The organism is Gracilibacillus orientalis, assembly GCF_900114645.1.
GTDB classification, from domain to species: Bacteria; Bacillota; Bacilli; order Bacillales; family Amphibacillaceae; genus Gracilibacillus; species Gracilibacillus orientalis.
This window is the reverse complement of record NZ_FOTR01000007.1, coordinates 135,351-161,811: the sequence shown is the minus strand read 5'-3', so window position 1 is coordinate 161,811 and position 26,461 is coordinate 135,351. Positions and strand designations below refer to the sequence as shown.

Here is a 26,461-nt window from a genome sequence, read left to right as displayed (position 1 = left end):
TAATTTAGCCGTAATAGGATTGAGATGATTGAAGGAGGAAGCAAAATGAGAAGAACTAAAATCGTTTGTACGATTGGACCAGCATCAGAGACAGAAGAAAAATTAGAACAATTAATCAAGGCAGGTATGAATGTTGCTCGATTAAACTTTTCTCATGGAGATTTTGAGGAGCATGGGGCAAGAATTAAAAACATTCGTAATGCAGCAAAAAAATTAGGTAAAACTGTTGCCATTTTACTAGATACAAAAGGTCCTGAAATTCGTACAGGAACTTTAAAGAATGGAAAAGCTAATCTTGTTAAAGGAAATACCGTATATGTTTCAATGGATGAGATTGAAGGGGATGAAGACCGTATTTCGGTAACCTATCCTCAACTAATTCATGATGTGGAAGTTGGTTCTAAATTATTATTGGATGATGGTTTAATAGCGTTGGAAGTAACGGAAATTCTTAAAGATAGAAATGAGTTAAAAACAATCGCGTTAAACTCTGGTTTATTGAAAAATAAAAAAGGTGTTAATGTTCCAAATGTAAGTGTGAATCTTCCAGGTATCACGGATAAAGATGCAGCCGACATTAACTTTGGTATTGAGCAAGATGTTGACTTTATTGCTGCTTCTTTTGTTCGTCGTGGATCAGATGTGTTAGAAATTAGAGGATTACTGGAAGAAAATAATGCAACAGATATCCAAATCATTCCTAAAATTGAGAACCAGGAAGGTGTCGATAATTTAGATGCTATTCTCCAAGTAAGTGATGGTTTAATGGTTGCTCGTGGTGATTTAGGTGTTGAAATTCCACCAGAAGACGTACCATTAGTTCAGAAAGATATGATTTATAAATGTAATAATGCAGGTAAACCAGTTATTACAGCAACGCAAATGCTTGATTCTATGCAACGTAATCCAAGACCGACAAGAGCAGAAGCTTCAGACGTTGCAAATGCCATTTTAGATGGAACAGACGCAATTATGTTATCTGGTGAGACAGCTGCAGGTGATTATCCTATTGATGCAGTGGAAACAATGAGTAATATTGCGAAGAAAGCAGAAACAGCTATTGATCATAAAGCAATGCTTGATCTACGCTCCAAAGCATCTGATGTGACGATAACAGATGCGATTAGTCAATCTGTTAACCATTCAGCAATGAACCTAAGTGTTGATGCTATTTTAACACCAACTGTTAGTGGATTCACTGCCCGTATGATTTCGAAGTATCGCCCGGAATCACCAATTCTTGCAGTTACGTTTGAAGAGCATGTAAGTAGAAAATTAGCACTTGTATGGGGTGTTGAAACAATTGTTGGTACACTTGCACATACTACTGACGACGTATTAGAAGAAGCGATTGAACAGGGATTAAGAACTAATCACTTCAAACGCGGTGACCGTGTAATTATTACTGCTGGTGTACCAGTTGGTGAAAGTGGTACTACTAACCTGCTTAAAGTCCACGTGATTGGTGATGTTCTGGCTAAAGGACAAGGTGTGGGTAAAGGTAGTGCTTACGGACGTGCCGTTACTTGTAAAGATGCAGAAGAAGCAAAATTAAAAATTATGCAAGATGACATCATAATCACTTATGGTACAGATAAGGACATGATGCCATCTATCGAGAAAGCAGGGGGAATTATCACAGAAGAAGGCGGATTGACATCCCATGCAGCAGTTGTCGGCCTGAGCTTAGGTATCCCTGTTATCGTAGGTGTAGAAGGAGCACTTGAATTAATTAATGATGGACAAGATATCACTATTGATGCACAAAAAGGAGATATCTACGCTGGTCATGCTAGTGTATTATAAAAACTGAGTAATAGAGAAGAAGCTAGCCTTCTTCTCTATTTTTACACTATTAGAGAGTATAGAATTTTAAGGTTAATAGTATAAGAAAATTTAGTTTTTCTTTATCTGAAAAGGGTGATGAGTATGTTTCGATGGTTACTATTATTTATTTTGGTAGTTCCTGCGTTAGAAATTGGTATTTTTGTTTGGGCCGGTGGTTATATAGGGCCGTGGTGGCTTATTATAATGATTATATTTACTGGAGTAATAGGTGCTTGGCTTGCTAAACATCAAGGGTTAGAAACGTTAAGAAAAGCACAAGAGTCAATGAGCATGGGTTATGCACCACAAGCATCTATATTTGATGGTATTTGTATATTGATTGGTGGAGTCGTTCTGCTAACACCAGGGTTTATAACAGATCTCATCGGGTTTTGTCTGTTAATTCCTTTTACCAGAAGACCATTTAAAAATATGTTTCAAAACATTGCTCGTAAATGGTTGAATAGTGGAAAATTCACGATTTATCGACGTTAATGCGATTATGCCTAATGTATTGCCAAATGATGTAGAACAACTTGGCTTCACTACATGCTTTTCCGACAAACAGGATAGCAGGACCTAGCCATATTCCTTTAACACCAAATAATTGAAAGCCTAAATAGATGGCTGAGATCGTCAAGATAGGATGAATCCCTAAAGCATTGGAAACGATTTTGGGCTCCAATATTTGTCTTTGCAGAATAACGAATAAATAAAGGGAAAACAAGCAAATTGCCAATGTCGATTCTCCCATCATAAACAAATATAAACTCCAAGGTACAAAAATAATCCCAGTTCCTAAAATAGGTAACAGATCTACTATAGCCATCAAAAGAGCTATGGTAAAAGCATGCTTAATTTGGAATATGCTTAAGCCCAGAAAAATAATGATGAAAGTAATAGAAATAAGTAATAATTGGGCTTTTAAATATCTTATGATCTTTGTTTTTATTTGTTTGGAAACAGTTGTTGCAATTTCGATGTATGATAAAGGGACTTTGTTCGAAACATATAGATAGAACTTGTCCCAATCTTTGCAAATGAAAAAAGTACACAAGAAAGAAAATATTAATATAGTAACAGATCCGGGTAAACTGGATACTTGGTTTCCAAGCCAGTTCAATATTATTTCTAATAAATAGGCAACTTGATCGGCAATACTTATACTGATTTCGGCTAATTGTTCATCAATAATAGAATGCTGTTCTTCAGGCAGACTATGGATATATTGATTCGCTTTTTGAATGAGTGGTTGTATCCATTGATTAAAATGGTTAATGGACTGTTCCAATAAAAAGCGGAGATTATCCGGAATCCATTTCGTTAAATAAATAATTCCTTGCAAAAATTCCACACCGATATAAAAAAGCGATAAAATGGTACTGACGATAGCAATTAATATTCCTAATAGACAGCTGATTACATAAGGGATTTTTAAATGAATATGCATCAATTGAATAACTGGATATAGAAGAATAGCAAATATACAAGCCAAAAAGAATGGAAATAAAAATTGGATAATCAGATATATAGTAAATAAAAGCAGCGAAAGAATACTAATGAGGTAAAAGATCCTTAATATCATTTGCTTGGTTAGCACATTAAAATCTCCTTTGGAATCAGAGGTTATTTTTTTCAAAAGTAAGTACTTTGTGATAAGATAAACATTGGCTAGAAAGCAGTGGAGGACGTGTAATGTTTAGTAGTTCAACGATTTTTTTACTCATATTATTTTTGCTTGGATACATTGCTAAAAACCAGGCCATTATGGTAGCTGTATACATACTTTTTGGAATGAAATTATTAAAAATTGATGATAAACTTTTTCCATACATACAAGATAAAGGAATTGGCTGGGGTGTCATCATCATAACGGTTGCTGTTCTGATTCCGATTGCAAACGGTGATATAGGCTTGAAAGACTTATTACAAAGTGTAAAATCTTACCATGCTTGGGTTGCACTTATTGCTGGTATGTTCGTAGCAGTCATAGCAAAATATGGGCTTTCATTGTTAGCAAATGATCCCGAAATTACTACTGCACTGGTAGTTGGAACGATTATCGCTGTTGTAGTGTTTCAAGGTGTTGCAGTAGGTCCATTAATCGGTGCGGGAATAGCATATGTTATTATCAGAATGCTTGATGCACTTCCATTTCTTAAGTAAGGAAAGGTAATACAAGCTATGAAAGAAAACAAGATTATATGATAAATTTTAATCGTTTTCATTTACTATCTTTTTTTGTTTGTTTATAATAGGCTTGGGGATGTTCAAAAGCACCATTATTTTTATCGCTTTTGAGGATAGAAGTAAAAGCAATTTGGATAAGAAAAGGAGAGGGATGTTATGTCTACAACGAAAGGACTTGAAGGGATAGTAGCAGCAGAGTCAAAAGTAAGTTCCATTATTGATGACCAGCTTACGTATGTCGGTTATACGATTGATGACTTGGCAGAGAATGCTAGCTTTGAAGAAGTTGTTTTTTTATTATGGAATAAAAGGCTTCCAAATAAAGAAGAGTTAGCTGAGCTGGAAAAAGACTTATTTGAAAATATGACACTACCAGATGGAGTAGTAGAACATTTTAATTCTTATGATATACATAATGTTCATCCAATGGCTGCGCTAAGAACAGCTGTTTCACTACTTGGATTATATGATCCTGAAGCTGATGAGATGACTGATGAGGCAAATAAACGTAAAGCTGTTCGACTGCAAGCAAAAGTAGCTTCTATTGTAACTGCTTTTTCACGCATTCGCGATGGAAAGGGTATCATACAGCCGAAAAAAGGCTTAAGCTATCCAGCTAACTTCCTCTATATGCTGAATGGAGAAGAACCAAGTGATTTAGAAGTGGAAGCTATTAACAAGGCATTAGTGCTTCACGCAGATCATGAATTAAATGCATCTACATTCACCTCGCGTGTATGTGTTGCTACATTATCTGATATTTATTCAGGAATAACTGCTGCAATTGGTGCGCTTAAAGGACCACTTCACGGTGGTGCCAACGAGCAAGTTATGGAAATGTTGCTTGAAATAGGTGAAGTAGATAATGCGATTCCATTTGTAAAAGAAAAAATGGCAAATAAAGAAAAAATTATGGGTATGGGCCACCGTGTTTATAAGAATGGTGACCCGCGTGCGAAACATTTGAAGAAAATGTCGAAAGAATTAACAGCACTTCATGGGACGGAAAAATGGTATGATATGTCCGTGAAGATTGAAGATTATATTAAAGCGGAAAAAGGCTTACCAGCCAATGTTGATTTCTACTCCGCTTCGGTGTACCATAGTTTAGGGATTAAACATGATCTTTACACGCCAATTTTTGCAATGAGTCGTTTCTCCGGTTGGATTGCACATATTTTAGAACAATATGAGAACAACCGTTTAATCAGACCACGTGCTGAATACGTAGGTCCACAAAAACAAGTGTATGTGGATATCAATCAACGTTAACCATTTTCTTTGTTGAAAATGATATAAATATTAATGAATCTAGGAGGAATTTGAATTATGGGTGAAAAAATTACTGTAGAAAATGGTGTTGTGCAAACACCAAATAAACCAGTTATTCCTTTTATTGAAGGGGACGGAATTGGTCCAGATATTTGGGCAGCAGCTAGCCGTGTACTAGAAGCATCGGTTGAAAAAGCTTATAACGGTGAAAAAGGAATTGAGTGGAAAGAAGTTCTTGCTGGTCAAAAAGCATATGACCAAACTGGTGAATGGTTACCAGAAGAAACTCTTGATGCAATCCGTGAATATAAAATTGCGATTAAAGGACCTCTTACAACACCAATCGGTGGGGGTATCCGTTCCTTAAATGTAGCACTTCGTCAAAAATTAGATCTATTTACTTGTCTACGCCCGGTGCGTTGGTTTGAGGGTGTACCATCTCCTGTTAAGCGTCCTGAGGATACAGACATGGTTATCTTCCGTGAAAACACAGAAGATATTTATGCAGGTATCGAATGGCAAAAAGGATCCGACGAGGCGAAGAAAGTAATCGACTTCCTTCAAAATGAAATGGGTGTTGAAAATATCCGTTTCCCTGAAACATCTGGTATCGGTGTGAAGCCAGTATCACAAGAAGGTACAAATCGACTAGTACGTGCAGCAATTGATTATGCAATAAATGAAGGACGTAAGAGTGTTACTCTAGTACATAAAGGTAACATCATGAAATTTACAGAAGGTGCCTTCAAAAGCTGGGGTTATGAACTAGCGGAAAAAGAATACGGCGATAAAGTATTCACATGGGCAGAATATGACAAGATTACAGAAGAAAAAGGCCGTGACGCAGCAGATAAAGCACAAGCAGACGCTGAAGCAGCTGGTCGTATCATTGTAAAAGATGCGATTGCGGATATTTTCTTACAACAAATTCTTACTCGTCCAAAAGAATTTGATGTTGTTGCGACAATGAACTTAAATGGTGACTATGTATCAGATGCACTAGCTGCACAGGTTGGTGGTATCGGTATTGCACCAGGTGCAAACATTAACTATGAATCAGGACACGCTATTTTTGAAGCAACACACGGCACTGCGCCAAAATATGCTGGCCTTGATAAAGTAAATCCTTCTTCTGTTGTTCTTTCTGGTGTATTAATGCTTGAACACCTAGGATGGAGAGAAGCTGGTGAATTAATCCTTAAGTCTATGGACAAAACTATCGGTTCAAAAGTTGTAACATATGACTTTGCGCGTCTAATGGATGGCGCAACAGAAGTGAAAGCATCAGAATTTGCTGATGAGCTAATCAAAAATATGGACTAATTAGAGAAAAAAAGCACCGGAGAGTTTTGAACTGACCTAGTAATATGAGACAAGAAAAAAAGCACCTATGCAGCCTTTGCCCTGAATTGAACTGGGGAAAGGCTGTTTAATTTTGAAAACGGTCGTATATAGTTGTAATAATACATGTAAGATTCCACTTTTTCTAGTACAATAGAGTTTGTGAGATGCACCTTTTGGTGTGTGTAGAATTCTTCCGACTTTATGGTGGAGTGGAAGGATTCAATGACGGCATTATCAAAGCAATTGCCTTTGCGGGACATGCTTGTGATAATGCCTTTTTCTTCGGCTAAACCTTGAAAAGCATATGATGTATATTGCGATCCCTGATCACTGTGAAGAATCAGTCCTTTCGTTTCACGCCCATTGCATGCTACTTTCAATGTATCTAATACGAGTTCTACTGCTTGGGTATGGTTAACTCGATAAGCAACAATTTCGTTATTATATAAGTCCATAATCGTGGATAAATACATCATAGAGTCACCAAAAGGTAAGTAGGTAATGTCAGTAACCCATTTTTGATTTGGTCCATCTGCCCTGAAATTCTGTTCCAATACATTGGGAACGATACACTTACTTTCGCCAGCAAATCTTGTTTTTCTTTTTGGTTTGACGCGACATTGAATCGTATACTTTTGCATGATTCTTTGAACCGTATTTCGATTCACAAGAATATTATGATCTCCTTTCAAAATTTTCTTAACCATACGATGACCAACACGGTATTTTAAGGATTTACAGATATCGATAATTTGTTGTTCTAGCTCAGTTGGTCCCCAGGATTTTTGAACCCAACGATAATAGGTGGCTCTTGGCACCCCTATACACTCACATATCAGCTTTACAGTGTATAGGTTTTTTAAAGAATCAACTAGTTTAATCACTACTTCTGGTTCCAACTCCTTTCGATTTCCTGGTACTTTTTTAAAATTTCATTTTTAATTTCTAAGTAGTCAATTTTTCTTTTTAATTGATCAACTTCACTTAACTCTTCTGGTCCCTTACCGAACGAATACTGTTTACCAATTGGTTGACCAAGACGATGTTCCTCTCCCTTTCTAAACCACCTCATCCAGGTCATAATTTGTGATTTATTACGTATTCCAAACTTCTCCATGATCTGTCGATTTGTATATTCCCCTGATAACTTCATCTCAATTACGTTTCGTTTCACTTCTTCTGAGTAAACATTTTTCTTTTCTCCCATGAGAAAAGCACCTCCAATGTCGTTTTAATTTATATACGACGCAGGGGGTGCTTTTTCCTCTGTCTCATTCAGTTAGGTCTCTCCATTTTAAACTCCCCGGTGCTTTTTGTGCAAACAAGTAAATATATATAATGATACACACAAAACTAAAATTATTTAGTAACTTTTGTGTTCCTTCCTCCCATTCTGTTAGAGATGAGTGCTAGTCCAAGGCAACGGAGAACACTTCCTTTCACCCGCTGGCCAAAAGTGCACATCTACTTAAGCAAAATCGCACTTGTGCCCTCGGGTGAAAGTGCAGTATTCTGCCGGAGCGTTCCAAGCACTCATCATAAATCAGAATGAGAGGAAGTTATACCAAGACAAATTTTCATTAGTGTGCAGTTTGTATTTATTTCGTAACAGAATCAGGGAATTTTGCGCGGTTTTTAAACTGCGTAAAACAAGTACCTTTCCATAGTGGTGTTCAACACTTGCCATGTTGCGATTTTTACCTGGTAAGGTGATGCAATGTCAAAGGAAGATTAAGAATTGTTAAGAAAAATTTACATGTAATTGCAATTTTTGTTGTGTAGAACTATTCACATTAGATGCCCGTCCATGTATGATTAAGTTATATAGATAAAAATAAGATGGGGTGCTTTGTAATGGAAGAGAAAGTATTAATCGTTGATGATGAACAATCTATTGTAACTTTATTGCAATATAATATTGAGAAGTCTGGATTTAAAACGGATACTGCTTTCGATGGAACTGAGGGATTACATAAAGCGGCTACCGGCGAATTTGACTTAATTATATTAGACTTAATGTTACCAGGTATGGAAGGTACAGAAGTATGTAAAGCTCTAAGGCAGAAGCAAATTGAAACACCTATATTAATGTTAACGGCAAAAGATGATGAATTTGATAAAGTGTTAGGGTTGGAACTGGGCGCTGATGACTATTTAACAAAGCCATTTAGCCCGAAGGAAGTAGTAGCAAGAATTAAAGCGATTTTGCGTAGAACTAGAAAACAAGAAGGATCGGATGACCAGCCGTTTATTAAAATTTCAGAACTACTTATCTATCCACAACAATATGAAGCTACGATAAAAGGGGAAGCTCTCAGCTTTACCCGAAAAGAGTTTGAACTATTGCACTATCTTTCTAAACATAAAGGTAAAGTATTGTCGCGTGATCAATTACTAAGTGCTGTCTGGAATTATGATTTTGTCGGTGATACAAGAATTGTAGATGTGCATGTTAGCCACTTACGAGAAAAAATAGAGCCAGATACAAAACATCCAGTTTATATCAAAACGATTAGAGGACTTGGTTATAAAATGGAGGAGCCATTTTAATGGACGTCAAAAAACGAATGAACCTGTTTTATCGTTACATTTTAATGACAGCTTCTGTATTTATATTAATAGGTATTGTAATTTTACCCCTTACCTCTGAAGAAGAGCAATTTTTTGTATTATTTTCTTTGATAATCGGATTTATTATTCTATTGGTGTTAATATATCATATGTTTGAAAACTATGTTCGTCCGATTCGAGCGTCTATTAATGTTACTAATGAACTTGTAAAAGGAAATTATAATGCCCGTACATATGTAAAGCCACATGGTGAAGCGCAACAGCTAAGTAATGCAATAAATGTGTTGGCTAGAAATTTACAAGAAATGTCTATCCAGGAAAAAATGCAAGGAAGTCAATGGAAGACAGTTATGAATAACATGGAAAGCGGATTGATGTTAATTGATGAAAGAGGATACGTACATTTGATTAACCGGAAATTCATGCAAATGTTTGGGAAAAATTCTGTTGATTATATTGGATTCCTATATTATGACGTGTTACAAGATGACGCAATCCATAAAGTGGTGCAGGAAACTTTTTTGTACGAAGAAAAAATGACAGGTAATATTACCAAATCCATAAATGGAGAAAAACACTATTTTGAAGTGGTTGGTGCACCTGTTATTAACGATGTAAAAGAGTTAAAAGGTGCAGTCCTTGTATTTCATGATATAACAGATTTGAAGCGTGTCGAAGAAATGCGTAAAGATTTTGTAGCTAACGTTTCTCATGAATTAAAAACGCCGATAACGTCGATTCGAGGTTTTGCTGAAACCTTGTTAGAAGATGAAATGGCAGAAGATGAAATAAAAGAGCAATTTTTAACAATTATTTTAAAAGAAAGTACTCGTTTACAATCATTGGTACATGATTTACTCGAATTGTCCAAAATAGAAAAAGAAGAAATGAAGCTGTCAACCAAACTTATAGAAGTGGACGAATGGTTGCAAAGCAGTTTGACGTTAATGGAGCAGCAAGCAAGTAATAAATCACTTCAGTTTATAAAAGAAATAAAACCAAATATTTCATTTCACGGTGATCCTGACAGATTACAACAGGTGGTATTAAATTTAATGTATAATGCCATTAATTATACGGCTGAAGAGGGTAGTATTTTCTTGCGGGTTGATGAAAACGATAATGAAGTCATAATAGAAGTAGAAGATACGGGAATTGGGATACCAGAAGAAGCAAGACAACGTATCTTTGAAAGATTTTACCGTGTGGACAGAGCAAGAAGTCGTAACACGGGAGGAACTGGCTTAGGATTAGCGATAGTAAAACATATTGTAGAAGTACACCAAGGAACGATTTCAGTATCTAGCGAAATGGGAAAAGGTTCCTGTTTTATCGTGAAAATACCGAAAAAGTGGTAAAAGAATCGAGAAGATTCTTTTGCCACTTTTTTTCGTAAAGAAAATGAAACTTTTTTGTAACATCTTACGTATGTAGTGAATGTATGGTAAAGTTGCAGAGGAAGTAAAGAAGGGGGAAATATGATGACATTAAAACAAATTTACAGCTGGATCGGGATTGTCATAGCTGTAGTTGTCTTAGGTCTATTTGCAGCAACAAGCTGGTATACTGTGGATGAATCAGAGCAAGCTGTTTTAATTACATTTGGTGAAGCAGAGGAAGGAACAACAGAACCAGGTCTTCATTTTAAATTGCCATGGCCGATTCAAACAGTAGATACATTATCAAAGGAAACATTCAGTTTGAATTTTGGGTATGATCCGGAACAAGAAGAAAGTGCAGATATAGTGCGGATGATTACCGGTGATGAAAATATTCTTCAAGCAGATGTAGTTGTTCAATGGAAAATAATTGAGCCAAGTAAATACTTATTTAATTCAGAGGATCCACAACAAATTCTTTATAATGCTACTTCCGCTTCTTTAAGAAGTATTATCGGATCTTCAACAATTGACGAAGCATTAACAGATGGAAAAGCAGAAATAGAGAATGAAGTATTGGACTTATTAATAACTCTTATGGAAGATTATGAAGTAGGAGTTGCTATCCAGGATGTCAAATTGCAAGAAGTAGATTTACCTAATGAAGAAGTACGCCAAGCATTTATGAAGGTAACAGATGCACGAGAAACAATGAATACAAAGAAAAATGAAGCAGATAAATATCGCAATGAGATTTATGAGGAAGCCCAAGGGGAAAAAGATGCGATTATCTCAAGAGCTGAAGGAGATAAAATTGAAAGAATTGAAATTGCCAGAGGGAACATATCGGAATTTAACGCATTATACGATGCATATGATAGTAATCCAGACATCACAAGGCAGCGACTGATTTTAGAAACACTTGATCAAGTCTTGGCTGATGCAAATATTTATATTATGAATGATGATGGAAATACGTTGAAATATTTACCTTTAGGTGAAAATACATCATCATCTACATTACCACCAGCAACAGAGTCCTCCGATAATAATCAATCAGATGAAGATACTGATGATACTGAAGATAGTGAGGAGGAAAATAATAATGACAGATAATAATAATGTCCATGAAATGAAGAAAATGACACCGAAAGAGATTAGAAGATTAATTAAAATTGGTCTTGCCATTTTACTTACTGCTATCGTTTTAATCGTTTTTGCAAGTAGTATGTTTGTTGTCAAAGAGGGAGAATATAAAGTGGTTCGCCAATTTGGAGAAGTGGTTGATATTAAAGACGAACCAGGTCTAAAGTTTAGGATACCGATATTACAATCGATCACAACACTTCCAAAGAAAAAACTAGTATATGACATAGTGGAGCGTGAAATTAATACATTAGATAAGAAACGTATGATTATTGATAATTATGCGATTTGGGAAATTACGGATCCTGCTTCTATGATTGCGAATGCCCGAACTGAAATGGGCGCAGAAGCAAGAATGGGAGAATTTATCTTTTCTGTCATTCGCTCAGAACTAGGTTCTATGGATTATGATGAAATTATCAATGATGAAGGAAGCACAAGAGGGGCCCTTAACGAAAGAGTCCTGGAACGTGTCAATACTTTATTAGAACGAGATAACTATGGGATTCAGGTAGATGATGTTCGAATCAAACGAACGGATTTACCTGAAGAAAACGAACAATCTGTTTTTAACCGCATGATCTCTGAACGTGAAACAAAAGCTCAACAATATTTGTCCCAAGGGGAAGCGGAAAAAAGTAGAATCACGGCAAATGCTGACCGTGATGTAACGGAAATGTTATCTAAAGCAAGTGCGGAAGCAGAAGAAATCCGGGCAGAAGGTGAAGCAGAAGCTGCAGAGATGTATAACGAAGCATTCTCCCAAGATCCCGAATTCTATCAGCTATATCGAACACTTGAATCCTACAAAGAAACAATTGATGATGAAACGACCATCATTATCCCACAAGGATCACCATATGCTGATACGTTGTTAGGATATATAGAATAAACTAGAGATATTTTTAGCCCGTTTCTTATCCAAGTGGATAGGAAATGGGTTTTTTAGTACGTTAGGAAAGCATGTAACCATCGGTATCACAACTTTTATCACGACGCTAACACCCTGATAAGTTTCACTAATGATCAGTGAGAGTCAAAACCCCCACTGATCATAGTCTTACTTTATAGGCAAGTAAGATAGGAAAAGGTTGATTCAAAAACATGTCATGAAGAAAAGCAAGGATAGATAGTCAGATGGAGTATTATGTGTACTTCGCCTGTTTGTCATTTTGAAAGATGGTTTGTGCAAGCCGACCGCTGCGGCTGACCGTTTCGCTTTCCTAGGGGCATGTTCTTCAGCTAACTTTTGCAGGAGGAGTTCGCTCCTGCAAAAGTGGATCTTCAGATCATGCTAATCCCTTAGGAGTCGAAACGGTTGGCCTCCGCTATATCTTTTTCTACAACGAATATCAGAAAAAGCATATTGGTTTTATAACCATTATTAGTGATTTTCAACGCCATAGCTTTGCACTTCCACAGGGATAATAACCCAAAATTCTAGGTCTGACACATGTTGTAGAGCATGATTCAGCGCAGGCCGCCCACTTCAACTCCTGTGGGAATCGTTTTTCCAGAAGATCCACTTTTTCGAGCGGTTTTTGCGCGAAAAAGTTAGCTGAGGGAAAAACCCCACGGAAAGGGGAGTGGGCAGCCGAAGCGGGGGATTACTGTTTAAACATATCAACATTACTACATGGAGCTAGCACACACCATCTGAGTTAAAGGTAAGGACCGTGTGGGTTTTAAGGTGACCCCGAAAAGTTAGACTTTTTTCGGAGTAGAAACCCTACTCCGGTTTTTTTGTGTCTTCACCTTAGTAAAGTGATCAAAATTTTCTTCTCTCTTCCAATCATGGTAAAATAAAAGCAATGTATAGAATCAAAAAGGAGATCGGTAATATGACGAATAAACTGATTTTAATTGACGGAAACAGTATCGCCTACCGTGCATTTTTTGCGTTACCACTGTTGAATAACGATAAAGGCGTATACACGAACGCAGTGTATGGCTTCACCACCATGTTATTAAGAATTTTGGAAGAAGAACAACCAACCCATCTACTTGTAGCATTCGACGCTGGAAAAACAACATTCCGCCATAAGACATATAAGGAATATAAAGGTGGACGTGAGAAAACCCCATCTGAATTAAGTGAACAGTTTCATGTTTTACGAGAACTGTTAGATGCATTTAACATTAAGCATTATCAGCTGGAAAACTATGAAGCGGACGATATTATTGGTACGATTGCCAATCAAGCAAACGAAAAAGACTGGCAAGTAAAAGTCATTTCAGGTGATAAAGATTTACTACAACTGGTTTCAGACAAAGTCGACGTCCGACTCACGAAAAAAGGTATTAGTGAGGTCATGACCTATACACCAGAAACATTGAAGGAAGATATGGAGGTAACCCCGGATCAAATTATTGATTTGAAAGCATTGATGGGTGATAAATCTGATAATATCCCAGGTGTTCCGGGTGTGGGACAAAAAACGGCTGCCAAACTTATTAATCAGTTTGAAACAGTAGAAAACTTATATGAGCATTTGGATGAAGTCTCGGGGAAAAAGTTAAAAGAAAAGCTAGAAGCAAATAAAGATGAAGCTTTTATGAGCAAAGAGCTTGTGACGATAAATCAACAGTCACCAATTGAAATAGCTGCAGAAGATACTGTGTACCAAGGTTATGCTGATCATAAAGTGAAGGGTATTTTCCTGGATTTAGGTTTCCAGTCTTTATTAAATCGCATTGACGGGGATGCAGAAGAAGAAGGTCAAGTAGAATCATTAGAAGATATTACATATGAAAATGTGTCGGAGATTAAAGAGGATGTATTTACAGGGCATGATGCTTTTGAAATTGAAATTCTCGATGAAAAATATCATACAGAGAAAATGATTGGTGCTTCTATTGTGAACCACAAAGGAAAATATTTCATTCCAATTTCCGTTCTCGAAAAGTCCAAAGTGTTCAAGCAATGGGCAGAAGATGAAAGCCAGAAGAAATATGTATTTGATGCTAAGAAGATTACCGTTCTTTTAAATCGTTTATCGATTTCAATAAAAGGAATTGCGTTTGATATTCTGTTAGGGTCGTATTTAATTAATCCATCTGAGAATAACCACGACATTCCAGCGATTAGCCATCGATTTGGAGAAAAAAGTGTTCGTTTCGATGAAGAGGTCTATGGTAAAGGAGCGAAAAAAGGCTTACCGGAAGAAAATATGCAATGGGAAGAGCATATTGTTCGTAAAACGAATATGATATATCAATTAAACGAACAGATGGAACAAGCCTTAAAAGAGAACAAGCAATTAGAGTTGCTCATTGACTTGGAGTTACCACTTGCCCTAGTTTTAGGTGAAATGGAAGCAACCGGTGTAAAGGTGGATAAGCAGCGTCTCATTGATATGGGTAAGGAATTAAAAGCAAGTCTCGCCACTTTAGAAAAAGAAATCTACGAATTAGCAGGTGAACAATTTAATATTAACTCACCTAAACAGTTAGGTCCCATTCTTTTTGAAAAATTAGAATTGCCTGTAATTAAGAAAACAAAAACAGGATATTCTACGGCAGCTGATGTATTAGAGCAATTACAAGGGAAACATGGGATTATTGATAAGCTTTTATTATACCGTCAATTGAAAAAAATAGATTCGACTTATATTGCAGGTTTATTAAAAGTAATCCATGAAGATACAAATAAAATTCATACCCGTTTTAATCAAGCTTTAACGCAAACAGGTAGATTAAGTTCGATTGATCCTAACTTACAAAATATCCCAATAAGAATTGAAGAGGGGCGTAAGATTCGCCAAGCGTTCATCCCATCTACTGAAGGTTGGAAGTTGATTGCGGCAGACTACTCGCAAATTGAATTACGCGTGTTAGCACATATTGCTAAGGATGAAAAATTACAAGCTGCCTTCAAGCAAGATAAGGATATTCATACCCAAACCGCGATGGATGTATTCCATGTGACGGAAGAAGAAGTTACTTCAAATATGCGACGACAAGCAAAGGCTGTAAACTTCGGTATTGTTTATGGTATTAGTGACTATGGCTTGTCACAAAGTCTAGGAATTACAAGAAAAGAAGCGAAATCGTTCATTAAACGTTACTTGGAAAGCTATCCAGGCGTGAAAGAATACATGGATGAAATCGTACAAGAAGCGAAACAACATGGGTATGTAACTACGATTATGAACAGAAGAAGATACTTACCTGATATTACGAGCAGAAACTTTAATCAACGCAGTTTTGCAGAACGAACAGCAATGAACACACCCATTCAAGGAAGTGCTGCTGACATCATTAAATTAGCAATGATTGAGTTGGATCAACAATTGAAAAAAGATAACTACCAAGCAAAATTGTTATTACAAGTACACGATGAATTGATTTTGGAAGTACCCGAAGATGAATTAGAAGCCATTACTAAGCTTGTTGTCGAAGTGATGGAGGATGCAATCGAACTAAGTGTTCCTTTAAAAGTTGATGTCGAGCAGGGAGACACATGGTATGATGCGAAGTAAGGAGATTAGAAAATGCCGGAATTACCTGAAGTAGAAACGATTAGACAAACGTTGAAACAGTTAGTGATTGGAAAAACAGTTGAATCAGTTGATGTGTCGTGGCCAAAGATCATTCAGGAGCCAGATGATGTCGAACAATTTAGTACATTTCTACAAGGACAAACCATGCATGATATTCGTAGGAAAGGCAAATTTTTATTGTTTGATTTGGACAAGCATGTCATAGTTTCTCATTTGAGAATGGAAGGGAAATATGGTGTGTATGATCACAATGACGAAGTAATGGCACATACACACGTTATATTCCATTTTACAGATGGTACAGAGTTACGTTATCGTGACGTTCGTAAATTTGGAACGATGCATTTACAGGAAAAAGGAATGGAAACAACGAAGAAACCACTTGTTTTATTAGCAAAAGACCCATTAGAAGCTGATTTTTCACTGCAAACATTTAAAGAAAAAGTTCAGAAAAGTGAGCGTAATATTAAAAATATTTTATTAGATCAATCGGTTATTGCGGGATTAGGTAATATTTATGTAGATGAGACACTGTTTTTAGCGGGGGTTCATCCATTAATAAAAGGTGCAAGTTTAACAGATGAACAAGTGATACAAATTAAACAAGCAGCTGTTATGACATTGCAGGATGCAGTAAGGCAAGGTGGGACAACAATTCGGTCATATGTCAACTCTCAAGGACAAATTGGCATGTTTCAACAGCAATTAAATGTATATGCGCAAAATGATAGTCCTTGCAGTAAATGTGAAGATATTATTATGAAAATAAAAGTAAATGGTAGAGGCACGCACTATTGTCCAACATGCCAACCGATTTAACTTTCTCACAACTTTTTTCATTACTCCATATAATACAGAAATGATATATGAAGGAGTAATGAAAGAAGATGATGTTAACCTTACTTATAATAGCAATTAGCATTGATAGCTTTTTAGTAGCCTTTACGTACGGATTAAGAGGATTGACGTTACCAATTAGAGAGTTGCTGAAAATCTCGGTAACGGTCGGGATAGCCTTTGCAATATCAATGCTATCAGGTTCGGTCTTATCTTCTGTCATCTCGATTCGTTCCACAGAAATAGTGGGGGGATTTATTTTGGCAGCGGTAGGTGTTATCTTATTAGCTTCACTATTTCAGGAAAAAAAGAAGAAAGAGATACCTTTTCTTATAAGGAAAGAAAGTGGGAATCTGTCTAGCTCCGATCGCCCAGAAACTAGGCGACTTCACGAATCACCCTACGATAAGCCATCATTGGTTCGTAAACTCACCGTGATTCCTTTATCTCAGTTGATTCGCTCTAGTCGCTACGTTTCTATACGGGCGCTCTGCGCTTTTCTTATTAAAATTCTAAAGAAGCCGATGACAGCTGATATTGACCGCTCAGGAAAAATAAATGGTGTGGAACCATTTTTGATTGGGATCGCCTTATCTTTAGATTCATTTGGTGCGGGGATCGGGATTTATATGCTGGGGGCTTCTCCCATTTTCACTCCCCTATATGTCGTTTTAATAACAGTTGTATTTCTATTATTAGGTGTGAATGTCGGTAAATATTGCGCAAATATAAAGGGGTTAAAGAAAATGTCCTTTATCCCAGGGTGCCTGCTCATTATCATTGGAATATGGAAAATGGTAATAGTTTAAAAATTACACTGACTTTTAGCGACTGGGGTATGCTGTATTGCATGTTCCAGTTGTATCGTTATTTTGAGGCCATAGTCTCTTTAAGCAAGTTATATTTGGACAAGCTGTCAGTAAAAAGGATGATTAAATTGATTATAGGATTAACAGGTAACATAGCAACAGGTAAGTCAACAATTAGTAACATGTTTCAAGCTAAATATCAGATACCTGTTATTGATGCTGACATTGTTTCTCGTGAGGTAGTGGAACCAGGAGAACAAGCGCTAGAAGAGATTGTAGCAACATTTGGTGAGGATATATTATTAGAAAATGGTACTTTAAACCGAAAGAAGCTAGGGGCAATTATTTTTCAGGACCAAAATAAAAGAGAAAAATTAAATGCAATTGTTCATCCAGCTGTTCGAAATAAGATGCTCTCCAAAAAGGAAGAATTACTTCGACAAGGAAATCAAACGATTGTGATGGATATTCCGCTGTTATTTGAGAATAATCTTACATACTTAGTTGAGAAAACGATTGTGGTCTATGCATCGGAACATATCCAATTACAGCGACTTATGGAACGAAATCAGTTGTCTGAGAAAGAAGCTAGAGATCGTATGAACAGTCAAATGGCTATTGATGAGAAACGGGATCTGGCTGATGAGGTTATTGATAATAGTGGCTCCATGGAGCAATCAGAAAAACAATTAAAAAACATCCTCATTAACTGGGAATTAATTGAATAGATGTGTAGAAAATATGAATGGAACTATTTATGTCTTGTCAAAGTCGTTAAAAGTAGATATAATCTTTTTGCATATACTTTAGAGTTAAATCATTTCAATGTATCATGTACTTTTGAATAAAGGCAACCGAATGGATGCTTAAAGGGTTAGGACCTCTTTGGACTAACTTTCCCCCGTGGCATATCAGGCATTGTTATTCGAAAAGAATTTGTGAAAAGGGGGAGTAATTCATGGATACAATGGGAAGACATGTAATAGCAGAATTATGGGAATGTAATATTGAAATGTTAAATGATATGGATCGTCTTGAAAAAATATTTGTTAATGCCGCTCTTAAAGCAGGTGCTGAGGTAAGAGAAGTTGCTTTTCATAAATTTGCACCATTTGGCGTTAGTGGAGTGGTTATTATTTCTGAGTCTCATTTAACTATTCATAGTTTTCCAGAGCATGGTTATGCGAGTATTGATGTTTATACTTGTGGTGATATTATTGACCCTAATGTTGCGGTTGCATATATTGAAGAGCAATTAGAAGCCAAATCGACAGAAAAACTGGAAGTACCAAGAGGTATGGGTGCTGTCCAAATTAATAATATAAAAGTACAATAAATAGGATGAAAACGTGACACCCGTTTCGAGAACTAATGAAACGGGTTTTTACTTTTAAAGATTGATGTACAAAAAATATAAACTGCGCAGTAAACTTGTCGTGGATTTGTATCCTTCCACCTTTTTGATGGTGCGCTGGGATACGCTTTGTCAGACTACTTAGTAGAACAGAAATGATAAGGGTTGTGTATTTTTGTAAATGTTTGGAAGGGGTCATTTAGGTGGGATTCAATTATTACGTAATTGGCTGTTTCTAATGAAGATTAATCGTTTTCTTTTTAAAAACATGTTACAATAAAAAGTAAACAAAAATACATAATGAGGTGTAAGTATATGTCATTTCGTAACACGTTAAATAAGAATTTTAATAATCATTCGGAAACGAGAGACAAGCACTGGGAACCCTCCCTGCAAACACACTATTTTAAAACAACTAAAGATAAAGCATTTGATAAATTAGAACCACTTTTCCGTAATATGAAAGAATGCCAAATCGTAGGTATTTCTAAAGAACATGGGGAAATTAGCTTTAATTATAAAGCAGGTAGAAAAGTGTTTGTCATTATGACAATTATAATGGTAAGACCTTATCGTACGGCAATAGATATTTCTGCCACAACAGAATCTGCTATACCCTTTGATTTTGGGTATAGCCATAAATTAATTCCTAAACTTTATGGTAAAATAAAGACAGAATTAGACTTTATTGGTACGAAAGAATAATGCAACGAAGGATGATTGAGATTGCGATGTCCACATTGTCACTATAAAAATACAAAAGTTTTAGACTCAAGACCAATTGAAGAAGGACGTTCTATTCGACGAAGAAGAGAATGTGAATCATGTGATTTTCGATTTACAACTTTTGAACGGATCGAAGAAGTACCGTTAATTATAGTTAAAAAGGAAGGCACAAGAGAAGAGTATAGTCGTGATAAGTTAATGCGCGGCTTAATTCGTGCCTGTGAAAAACGTCCTGTAGCGCTTGAACAGTTAGAAAATATCGCAGTGGAAATTGAAAAGGAATTGCGTAATCGAGGAACATCAGAAGTCCAAAGTGATGAGATCGGTGAAATGGTAATGGATCGATTAGCGACTGTCGATGAAGTGGCTTACGTGCGATTTGCTTCTGTTTATCGACAATTTAAGGATATCAGTGTGTTCTTAGATGAATTAAAAGACTTAATTCGTCATGATAACAAGGATAAGGACGAGTAATGTATAGAAAGGGGCTATGTATATGGAACTTGGCGATATCGGAAAAATACTACCATCAGAATTATATATAGTCGAAATATCTCAGGAATTACCACTTTCTTATACCAACGCATTAACACACTTATATCAACCTCTTGTTGGGATTGATGCGCTATCCCTTTATCAAACACTGTACACTGAGTCGACGCTATCATCTAACTATCAAACACATCATATGTTGATGAATTACATTGGATTGCCTTTAGATCGTATTTACAGAGCAAGAAGGAAATTGGAAGCAATTGGTCTATTACAAACTTTTGAACAGGAACATGAAGAAGAGCATAAAGGCTATCATTATCTTTTACATCCACCTCAATCACCAGCTCGTTTTTTTGAGAATGATTTTTTAAGTCACTTATTGTACCATCAGCTTGGAAGTGACAAGTATAAAAAAGTAAAACAAGCTTTTGTGAAACAAGACAGTGAAAAGAAAGTAGAAAAAGAAACGACTGCGCAATTTGAGGAAGTGTTTCAACTTGTTGATCAACAACCAAATCCATCACAATTGCAGGCAGAAGAGTTTGCGGTTGAATTACCAATACAGGAAAAAGTTGATTTTGAATGGTTAGAGCAAATGTTAACACAACGGATGTTGCCGGTTCAATCCATTTTAACATCAGCAACAAGGAAGTTAATCAATCAGATGTATGTTGCGTATGATTTGCACAATCAAGATATAGAAAAAGCATTGATTTGGTCCATAAACGACGAAAATCAATTGCAAACAGAGGAATTCAAGAATGCTTGTATGGATCTTATTAGTGGATCGCCAAAGCAAGTGTCTACGCAAGTTAGTTCTGATAAACAAAAGTTACCTGACAAATCATCTCAAGCAACAACGAAATCGAAAGAAGAACAATTTATTGAGATGCTAGAACACATATCGCCAAGACAATTATTAGTAGATCTAGCAGATGGAAACCAGGCGTCACAACAAGATTTAAAAGTGGTCAGTGAGGTTATGACAAGCCAGGGTTTAAACCCTGGTGTCATGAATGTATTACTCCATTATGTTTTATTAAAAACAGATATGAAACTTTCTAAAAGCTATTTGGAGAAAATAGCCAGTCACTGGGCTCGAAAAAATGTAAAAACAGTAAGACAAGCTATGACTCTTGCGAAGTCTGAAAATAAGAAATATCAGCAATGGACAACTAATTCACAAAGTAAGCAACGATCGCCATACAAAAATACCAAGAAGGACATTGTTCCGGATTGGTATAAAAAACAGAAACAACAAACCAAACAACAGACAAAGAAAGAAACATCTTCAGAAGACAAAGAACGTATAGCTAAAGAAGCGGATGAAATGCTTGCACAATATTTAGCACAGCAAGCGAATGAAGAATAGGGTGATAATCATGGAACCAATTCAATCTGCCATGAAAAAATGGATGAATGATAATAAAAAAATAAAAGATAATTTTACCGAGCAACGGAATAAGGTTATCAATGACCGGGAAATTAAGCAAAAGTTAAGCGAGCATGTTGAAATAGATGAACAGGATATTAATCGCAATTTAATGAAACTTTACGAGTATCAACAGGCATCAAAAAATTGTGCTGATTGTCCTAACTTAGAAAGCTGTAAAAATATTTTAAAAGGCTATACGCCCCATTTGGATATTGATGGCAAAGATATTTCTTTAAGATATGAGAAATGTAAAAATAAAGTCCATGAAGAAGCCCAGCTCGAAAAAGAATCATTGGTTCGCAGTTTATATATACCAAAGCAGATTAAAGAAGCTGACTTAGCAAATATGGACCGTAATTCTTATGAACGCAAAGATCTTGTAAGAGAAATTATTGAGTTTGTGCAAAACTATTCCAAAGGGGAATTCCGCCGAGCTTTATATATCCATGGACCTTTTGGAACAGGGAAATCTTATATTCTTGGGGTTATTGCTAACGAGCTCAAAAAACAATACATTCAATCAGATATCATTTACATGCCAGAGTTTGTAAGAGAGATAAAGGCTTCCATTGGAAACAACAGTTTTCAATCAAAGATCGAAAGCTTTAAAAAGGTACAGGTTTTAATGTTTGATGATATTGGGGCTGAATCCATATCTCCTTGGTTCCGTGATGAAGTGCTAGGCGCTATCCTGCAATATAGAATGATGGAAGAGTTACCTATTTTCTTTACTTCCAACTATAATTTAGAACAATTAGAGGATCACTTATCAACGTCCAACAGAGGAGACGTAGAGACCATTAAAGCGGGAAGGATTATTGAACGGATTACCCAGTTGAGTAAACCAATCGAATTAACTAATCGTTATCGAACGAATGAATAACCATGACTTCTGTCTAATCCTTGGACAGAGGTTATTTTTTTTCATTATCACCCATATAATATATCAGTCCGATGGTGGTGAGGGTGATGATATGTGTTAGAAGTATATTTTGAGCAAGACAATGAAGCAGATGTGTTTTATCAATTAGCAAAACAAGATGAAAGTTGGAAAGCTACACGAAAACGGACCAAAAAAAATCTTGTGCAGCTCAATCTCTTGGAAGACTTGAATTGGGATGAAACGAAGAAGCATCTTGCTCCATTGTTAAGTATGGTATTTATTCAGTGTCGGGAACTATCTATGATTCAACATATACTAATGAAGAAGTATTATTTTTCAAGTCAAGAGGAGATCGAAAGAATAACAGCCATTGCTAGATCTTTATTAGAGAAAGATGAATCTGTTTACGAGGATCGAATCCATCAACATGAATTGCGCGATACATTAACAACGATTTTCTCCTTACAAATAGACGCTTCTTTTATCCGGTTTGATTCCATTGTTCATTTCAGATTACATCTCTATATTGACCAATTAACGGAAATGGTCGGTATGGCAATAGATGAATATAAAAGAGAAGAAGAGTATCAAAATTTTATTCATTCGATTAGAGAGTTTGTCAGGCGCAAGACACCGGAAGAAGAGGTTGTTCATGTTGTACAAGGAGAAAGATTTCAGATTTACAGGGATAATGGGGAAGTCTACACAATAGAGGATTTACAAGAATTAAAATCACGGTTTCCGTTATTTATTTTCGGTTTAGAACAAGAGGAATGGGATATTTCACCACTTATTATGTTGACACCAAACCATATTTATATGTATGGGGAGGACCAAGCGGAATCGAGAACTCATACGGTTATGACTATTTTTCAAGAAAGATGTTCTTTTTATCCAACTGATTACTTTCCTTTTTATCAAGCTGATGAAAAAGAATCTTGATTTTTTCGTTGACAATCGTTATAATTATCGCATAACAGATATATTATGCGAAGATGAGGACATGATAGTGTGTATGGCATACGAATAAGAGAGGGAGGCCTTGGCTGAAAGCTTCCTGTATAACCACATCCTATTACCACCTTTGAGCACTACTAAGGAATGCTTTTGCTAGTAATTAGTAGCGATTCATCATCGTTATCGATTGACAATGAGCTGCACTTTTATGTGTGGAAAATTGGGTGGAACCACGGGTATAACGCTCGTCCCTTTACTTTATCGTAGGGGGACGGGCGTTTTTTAATGGACGAAAATTAGAGTAATCAAAATGCGAACGTCCCTAGTTATCATTTCAGTTTTAAAGATAAAAGGAGAGTGTACAAATGAGTAAGATTCATATTACGTTTCCAGATGGAACTGTAAAACCTTTTGATCATGGCACAACTGGTGAAAACATTGCTGCATCTATTTCACCAGGTTTAAAAAAACAGGCATTAGCTATTAAATTAGATGCTACGTTATACGATTTGCGTACACCATTAGAATCTGATGGCGCAATCGAGATTGTTACCATTAAATCAGATGAGGGTCTTGATATTTTAAGACACTCGACAGCACACCTTATGGCACAAGCGATTAAACGTCTTTATGACAATGTCAAGTTAGGGGTAGGACCGACAATTGAGGATGGCTTCTATTATGATATCGATATGGAAGAGACAATTACACCAGAGGATCTACCGCGTATTGAAAAAGAAATGAAGCGTATCGTTGATGAAAATTTGGAAATAGTTCGCAAAGAAATCAGTCGGAATGAAGCAAAAGCAATTTATGAAGAAATTGGTGATGACTTAAAACTGGAACTGTTGGATGCTATTCCAGAAGATGAGACAGTAACCATCTATAAGCAAGGTGATTTCTTTGATCTTTGTCGTGGTGTCCATGTACCTCAGACGAGTAAGATTAAAGTATTTAAACTGTTGAATATTTCTGGTGCATATTGGCGTGGTGATAGTAATAATAAAATGCTTCAGCGTATTTACGGTACAGCATTTGAAAAGCAAGGCCAACTAGACGAATATTTACGATTACGTGAAGAAGCTAAAGAACGTGATCATCGTAAACTTGGAAAAGAACTTGGTATTTTTACCGTATCACAAAAAGTAGGACAAGGGTTACCATTATGGTTACCAAATGGTGCCACAATACGTCGTACTATTGAACGTTATATTGTTGATCTAGAAGAACGTCTCGGTTATAACCATGTTTATACACCAATACTTGGTAGTAAAGAATTATATAAAACAAGCGGACATTGGGATCATTATAAAGATGATAATTTCCCTCCAATGGAAATGGATAATGAAGAATTAATCTTACGTCCAATGAATTGCCCACACCACATGATGATTTATAACCATGAGTTACACAGCTATCGAGATCTGCCAGTACGGATTGCTGAATTGGGTATGATGCACCGTCATGAAATGTCAGGAGCATTGGCAGGCTTGCAACGTGTTCGTGCTATGACCTTAAATGATGCCCATATTTTTGCGCGACCGGATCAATTAAAAGAAGAATTCATTCGTGTCGTACAATTAGTGGAAAATGTTTATAAAGACTTTGGTATTGATCAATACTACTTCCGCTTGTCTTATCGTGATCCCGAAGATACTGAAAAATATATTGATAATGATGAAATGTGGGAGAAAGCACAAGGGTTATTAAAAGAAACAATGGATGACATGAATCTCGAATATATAGAAGCTGAAGGTGAAGCCGCTTTTTACGGACCGAAGTTAGACGTTCAGGTGAAAACTGCACTTGGTAAGGATGAAACATTATCTACTGTACAGTTAGATTTTAACTCACCAGAAAAATTTGACTTAACATATATCGGCGAAGATGGTAAAGAACACCGTCCTGTGGTAATCCACCGTGGTGTCGTTTCTACTATGGAACGCTTTGTTGCCTTCTTACTTGAAGAATACAAAGGTGCTTTCCCAACATGGTTAGCACCATTACAAGCAAGAATTATACCGGTATCTTCGGATGCACATGCTGATTATGCCAAAAAGGTAGAAGAGGAATTACGCATGGCCGGTGTACGTGTCGAAGTGGATCATCGTGATGAGAAAATTGGTTATAAGATCCGTGAAGCACAAACAGCCAAAATTCCTTTTGCATTGATTGTTGGGGACAAAGAAGTAGAAACAAATGCGGTCAATGTCCGCCGCTATGGAGAAAAAGACTCAGAAACAGTAGACTATGATACATTTAAGCAAATGATTGTAGAAGAAATACAAAACAGAACATTACGAGAAAAATAAGATGGAACCCTCTATTTGATTAATAGGGGGTTTTTAAGTAAAATGGCTGAATTAGATTGAACTATTCTCTTGAAAAGACAAAACCCTTGAATAGAAGGCGTCCATGCCATTATGATATTTTATTTCGGTGAAATTGACTACTTTAAAAAAGATAAAAGGATTATTTCATATTGTAGAAGTGTAGTAATAAAGACATTGACAATCTGTGAATCGAATGGTATGATATTAAAAGTGAATTTAATATGATCACAAGAGACAAGTAGAAGCACCCGCTTCTCACCTGATTGACGCAAACTTGTTGTTAACAGGTATAAAAATCCGACTTATTTGTAATGAAATTAGGATGTGTGGGTGCAGTATGTGTACCGACACTTTTTTTATGAATTTTTTCAACTTGTCTAGTTAAAATGGTCATGTTTCAT

22 protein-coding genes and 2 other annotated features are annotated in these 26,461 nt (G+C 36.2%); of the genes, 20 read left to right on the top strand and 2 right to left on the bottom strand.

Annotated elements, in window-relative coordinates; translation table 11 throughout:
• Positions 1-45 precede the first annotated feature (45 nt).
• Together pyk and BM121_RS13865 are read left to right on the top strand one after the other, a co-directional pair.
• Entirely contained in the window at positions 46-1,806 is a 1,761-nt protein-coding gene (pyk, locus tag BM121_RS13870) for a pyruvate kinase (RefSeq protein WP_091484246.1), read from the top strand.
• 123 nt (positions 1,807-1,929) lie between these two features.
• A complete protein-coding gene (locus BM121_RS13865) occupies positions 1,930-2,322 on the top strand; it encodes an FxsA family protein (protein ID WP_091484245.1) in 393 nt (130 codons plus the stop codon).
• Here the strand turns inward: BM121_RS13865 and ytvI are convergent.
• Positions 2,303-3,427, bottom strand: a complete 1,125-nt coding sequence (gene ytvI / locus BM121_RS13860) for a sporulation integral membrane protein YtvI (RefSeq protein WP_091484244.1) — start codon at positions 3,425-3,427, stop codon at positions 2,303-2,305. The genes BM121_RS13865 and ytvI overlap by 20 nt on opposite strands.
• Before the next feature lie 95 nt (positions 3,428-3,522).
• On the opposite strand from ytvI, the gene BM121_RS13855 reads away from it, so the two are divergent.
• The 3 genes from BM121_RS13855 (at position 3,523) to icd (ending at position 6,612) form a co-directional block, all read left to right on the top strand.
• A complete protein-coding gene (locus BM121_RS13855; RefSeq protein WP_091484243.1) occupies positions 3,523-3,993 on the top strand; it encodes a DUF441 domain-containing protein in 471 nt (156 codons plus the stop codon).
• Between the two features lie 180 nt (positions 3,994-4,173).
• Complete coding sequence (gene citZ / locus BM121_RS13850; protein ID WP_091484242.1) at positions 4,174-5,289, top strand: citrate synthase; 1,116 nt, start codon at positions 4,174-4,176, stop codon at positions 5,287-5,289.
• A gap of 57 nt (positions 5,290-5,346) precedes the next feature.
• A complete protein-coding gene (gene icd / locus BM121_RS13845) occupies positions 5,347-6,612 on the top strand; it encodes an NADP-dependent isocitrate dehydrogenase (RefSeq protein WP_091484241.1) in 1,266 nt (421 codons plus the stop codon).
• A gap of 65 nt (positions 6,613-6,677) precedes the next feature.
• Here icd and BM121_RS13840 read toward each other — a convergent pair.
• Positions 6,678-7,840 (bottom strand): IS3 family transposase gene (locus BM121_RS13840; RefSeq protein ID WP_091484240.1). Its coding sequence is split into 2 segments (ribosomal slippage): positions 6,678-7,558 and positions 7,558-7,840, totalling 1,164 coding nucleotides; the frame shifts between segments, so codons are not numbered across the junction.
• 647 nt (positions 7,841-8,487) lie between these two features.
• On the opposite strand from BM121_RS13840, the gene BM121_RS13835 reads away from it, so the two are divergent.
• From BM121_RS13835 to thrS, 15 genes are all read left to right on the top strand, one after another.
• Positions 8,488-9,183 carry a response regulator transcription factor gene (locus BM121_RS13835; protein WP_091484239.1) on the top strand — a complete coding sequence of 232 codons (696 nt, stop codon included), beginning with the start codon at positions 8,488-8,490 and terminating at the stop codon, positions 9,181-9,183.
• Positions 9,183-10,562 (top strand): two-component system histidine kinase PnpS, encoded by a 1,380-nt coding sequence (gene pnpS, locus BM121_RS13830; RefSeq protein WP_091484238.1) that lies wholly within the window; start codon positions 9,183-9,185, stop codon positions 10,560-10,562. Before BM121_RS13835 ends, pnpS begins: the two co-directional genes overlap by 1 nt.
• Positions 10,563-10,682: 120 nt before the next feature.
• The gene (gene hflK, locus BM121_RS13825; protein ID WP_245780808.1) at positions 10,683-11,699 is read left to right on the top strand and encodes an FtsH protease activity modulator HflK; all 1,017 of its coding nucleotides are present in this window, start codon (positions 10,683-10,685) and stop codon (positions 11,697-11,699) included.
• Positions 11,689-12,621, top strand: a complete 933-nt coding sequence (gene hflC / locus BM121_RS13820) for a protease modulator HflC (protein ID WP_091484236.1) — start codon at positions 11,689-11,691, stop codon at positions 12,619-12,621. Before hflK ends, hflC begins: the two co-directional genes overlap by 11 nt.
• Before the next feature lie 949 nt (positions 12,622-13,570).
• Positions 13,571-16,210, top strand: coding sequence for a DNA polymerase I (gene polA / locus BM121_RS13815; RefSeq protein ID WP_091484235.1), 2,640 nt, complete (start codon positions 13,571-13,573; stop codon positions 16,208-16,210).
• Between the two features lie 12 nt (positions 16,211-16,222).
• Positions 16,223-17,050 carry a DNA-formamidopyrimidine glycosylase gene (mutM, locus tag BM121_RS13810; RefSeq protein WP_091484234.1) on the top strand — a complete coding sequence of 276 codons (828 nt, stop codon included), beginning with the start codon at positions 16,223-16,225 and terminating at the stop codon, positions 17,048-17,050.
• A 68-nt stretch (positions 17,051-17,118) separates the two neighbouring features.
• Complete coding sequence (locus tag BM121_RS13805; RefSeq protein WP_091484233.1) at positions 17,119-17,877, top strand: manganese efflux pump; 759 nt, start codon at positions 17,119-17,121, stop codon at positions 17,875-17,877.
• 122 nt (positions 17,878-17,999) lie between these two features.
• Complete coding sequence (gene coaE, locus BM121_RS13800) at positions 18,000-18,605, top strand: dephospho-CoA kinase (RefSeq protein ID WP_091484342.1); 606 nt, start codon at positions 18,000-18,002, stop codon at positions 18,603-18,605.
• A 230-nt stretch (positions 18,606-18,835) separates the two neighbouring features.
• Complete coding sequence (gene speD, locus BM121_RS13795; protein ID WP_091484232.1) at positions 18,836-19,213, top strand: adenosylmethionine decarboxylase; 378 nt, start codon at positions 18,836-18,838, stop codon at positions 19,211-19,213.
• Positions 19,214-19,546: 333 nt separating this feature from the next.
• Complete coding sequence (locus tag BM121_RS13790; protein WP_091484231.1) at positions 19,547-19,936, top strand: cytosolic protein; 390 nt, start codon at positions 19,547-19,549, stop codon at positions 19,934-19,936.
• Between the two features lie 21 nt (positions 19,937-19,957).
• Complete coding sequence (nrdR, locus tag BM121_RS13785) at positions 19,958-20,431, top strand: transcriptional regulator NrdR (protein WP_091484230.1); 474 nt, start codon at positions 19,958-19,960, stop codon at positions 20,429-20,431.
• A gap of 22 nt (positions 20,432-20,453) precedes the next feature.
• On the top strand, positions 20,454-21,824 hold the full coding sequence (locus BM121_RS13780) for a replication initiation and membrane attachment family protein (protein ID WP_091484229.1): 1,371 nt from the start codon (positions 20,454-20,456) through the stop codon (positions 21,822-21,824).
• A gap of 10 nt (positions 21,825-21,834) precedes the next feature.
• On the top strand, positions 21,835-22,770 hold the full coding sequence (gene dnaI / locus BM121_RS13775) for a primosomal protein DnaI (RefSeq protein WP_091484228.1): 936 nt from the start codon (positions 21,835-21,837) through the stop codon (positions 22,768-22,770).
• Between the two features lie 93 nt (positions 22,771-22,863).
• Positions 22,864-23,712: a putative sporulation protein YtxC gene (locus BM121_RS13770; protein ID WP_091484227.1), complete on the top strand. Its 849-nt coding sequence runs from the start codon at positions 22,864-22,866 to the stop codon at positions 23,710-23,712.
• 41 nt (positions 23,713-23,753) lie between these two features.
• Positions 23,754-23,983 (top strand) — a binding site (T-box leader).
• Between the two features lie 109 nt (positions 23,984-24,092).
• Positions 24,093-26,039, top strand: coding sequence for a threonine--tRNA ligase (gene thrS, locus BM121_RS13765; protein WP_091484226.1), 1,947 nt, complete (start codon positions 24,093-24,095; stop codon positions 26,037-26,039).
• A gap of 251 nt (positions 26,040-26,290) precedes the next feature.
• Positions 26,291-26,423 (top strand) — a sequence feature (ribosomal protein L20 leader region).
• Positions 26,424-26,461: the final 38 nt, after the last annotated feature.

What these genes read in the sequence shown, in the direction of transcription:
- pyk (WP_091484246.1), top strand. Translation starts at nt 46, where the DNA reads ATGAGAAGAACTAAAATCGTTTGTACGATTGGACCAGCATCAGAGACA.
- BM121_RS13780 (WP_091484229.1), top strand. Translation starts at nt 20,454, where the DNA reads ATGGAACTTGGCGATATCGGAAAAATACTACCATCAGAATTATATATA.
- hflC (WP_091484236.1), top strand. Translation starts at nt 11,689, where the DNA reads ATGACAGATAATAATAATGTCCATGAAATGAAGAAAATGACACCGAAA.
- BM121_RS13865 (WP_091484245.1), top strand. Translation starts at nt 1,930, where the DNA reads ATGTTTCGATGGTTACTATTATTTATTTTGGTAGTTCCTGCGTTAGAA.
- BM121_RS13835 (WP_091484239.1), top strand. Translation starts at nt 8,488, where the DNA reads ATGGAAGAGAAAGTATTAATCGTTGATGATGAACAATCTATTGTAACT.
- thrS (WP_091484226.1), top strand. Translation starts at nt 24,093, where the DNA reads ATGAGTAAGATTCATATTACGTTTCCAGATGGAACTGTAAAACCTTTT.
- mutM (WP_091484234.1), top strand. Translation starts at nt 16,223, where the DNA reads ATGCCGGAATTACCTGAAGTAGAAACGATTAGACAAACGTTGAAACAG.
- polA (WP_091484235.1), top strand. Translation starts at nt 13,571, where the DNA reads ATGACGAATAAACTGATTTTAATTGACGGAAACAGTATCGCCTACCGT.
- icd (WP_091484241.1), top strand. Translation starts at nt 5,347, where the DNA reads ATGGGTGAAAAAATTACTGTAGAAAATGGTGTTGTGCAAACACCAAAT.
- citZ (WP_091484242.1), top strand. Translation starts at nt 4,174, where the DNA reads ATGTCTACAACGAAAGGACTTGAAGGGATAGTAGCAGCAGAGTCAAAA.
- BM121_RS13805 (WP_091484233.1), top strand. Translation starts at nt 17,119, where the DNA reads ATGATGTTAACCTTACTTATAATAGCAATTAGCATTGATAGCTTTTTA.
- BM121_RS13790 (WP_091484231.1), top strand. Translation starts at nt 19,547, where the DNA reads ATGTCATTTCGTAACACGTTAAATAAGAATTTTAATAATCATTCGGAA.
- pnpS (WP_091484238.1), top strand. Translation starts at nt 9,183, where the DNA reads ATGGACGTCAAAAAACGAATGAACCTGTTTTATCGTTACATTTTAATG.
- BM121_RS13855 (WP_091484243.1), top strand. Translation starts at nt 3,523, where the DNA reads ATGTTTAGTAGTTCAACGATTTTTTTACTCATATTATTTTTGCTTGGA.
- dnaI (WP_091484228.1), top strand. Translation starts at nt 21,835, where the DNA reads ATGGAACCAATTCAATCTGCCATGAAAAAATGGATGAATGATAATAAA.
- hflK (WP_245780808.1), top strand. Translation starts at nt 10,683, where the DNA reads ATGATGACATTAAAACAAATTTACAGCTGGATCGGGATTGTCATAGCT.
- speD (WP_091484232.1), top strand. Translation starts at nt 18,836, where the DNA reads ATGGATACAATGGGAAGACATGTAATAGCAGAATTATGGGAATGTAAT.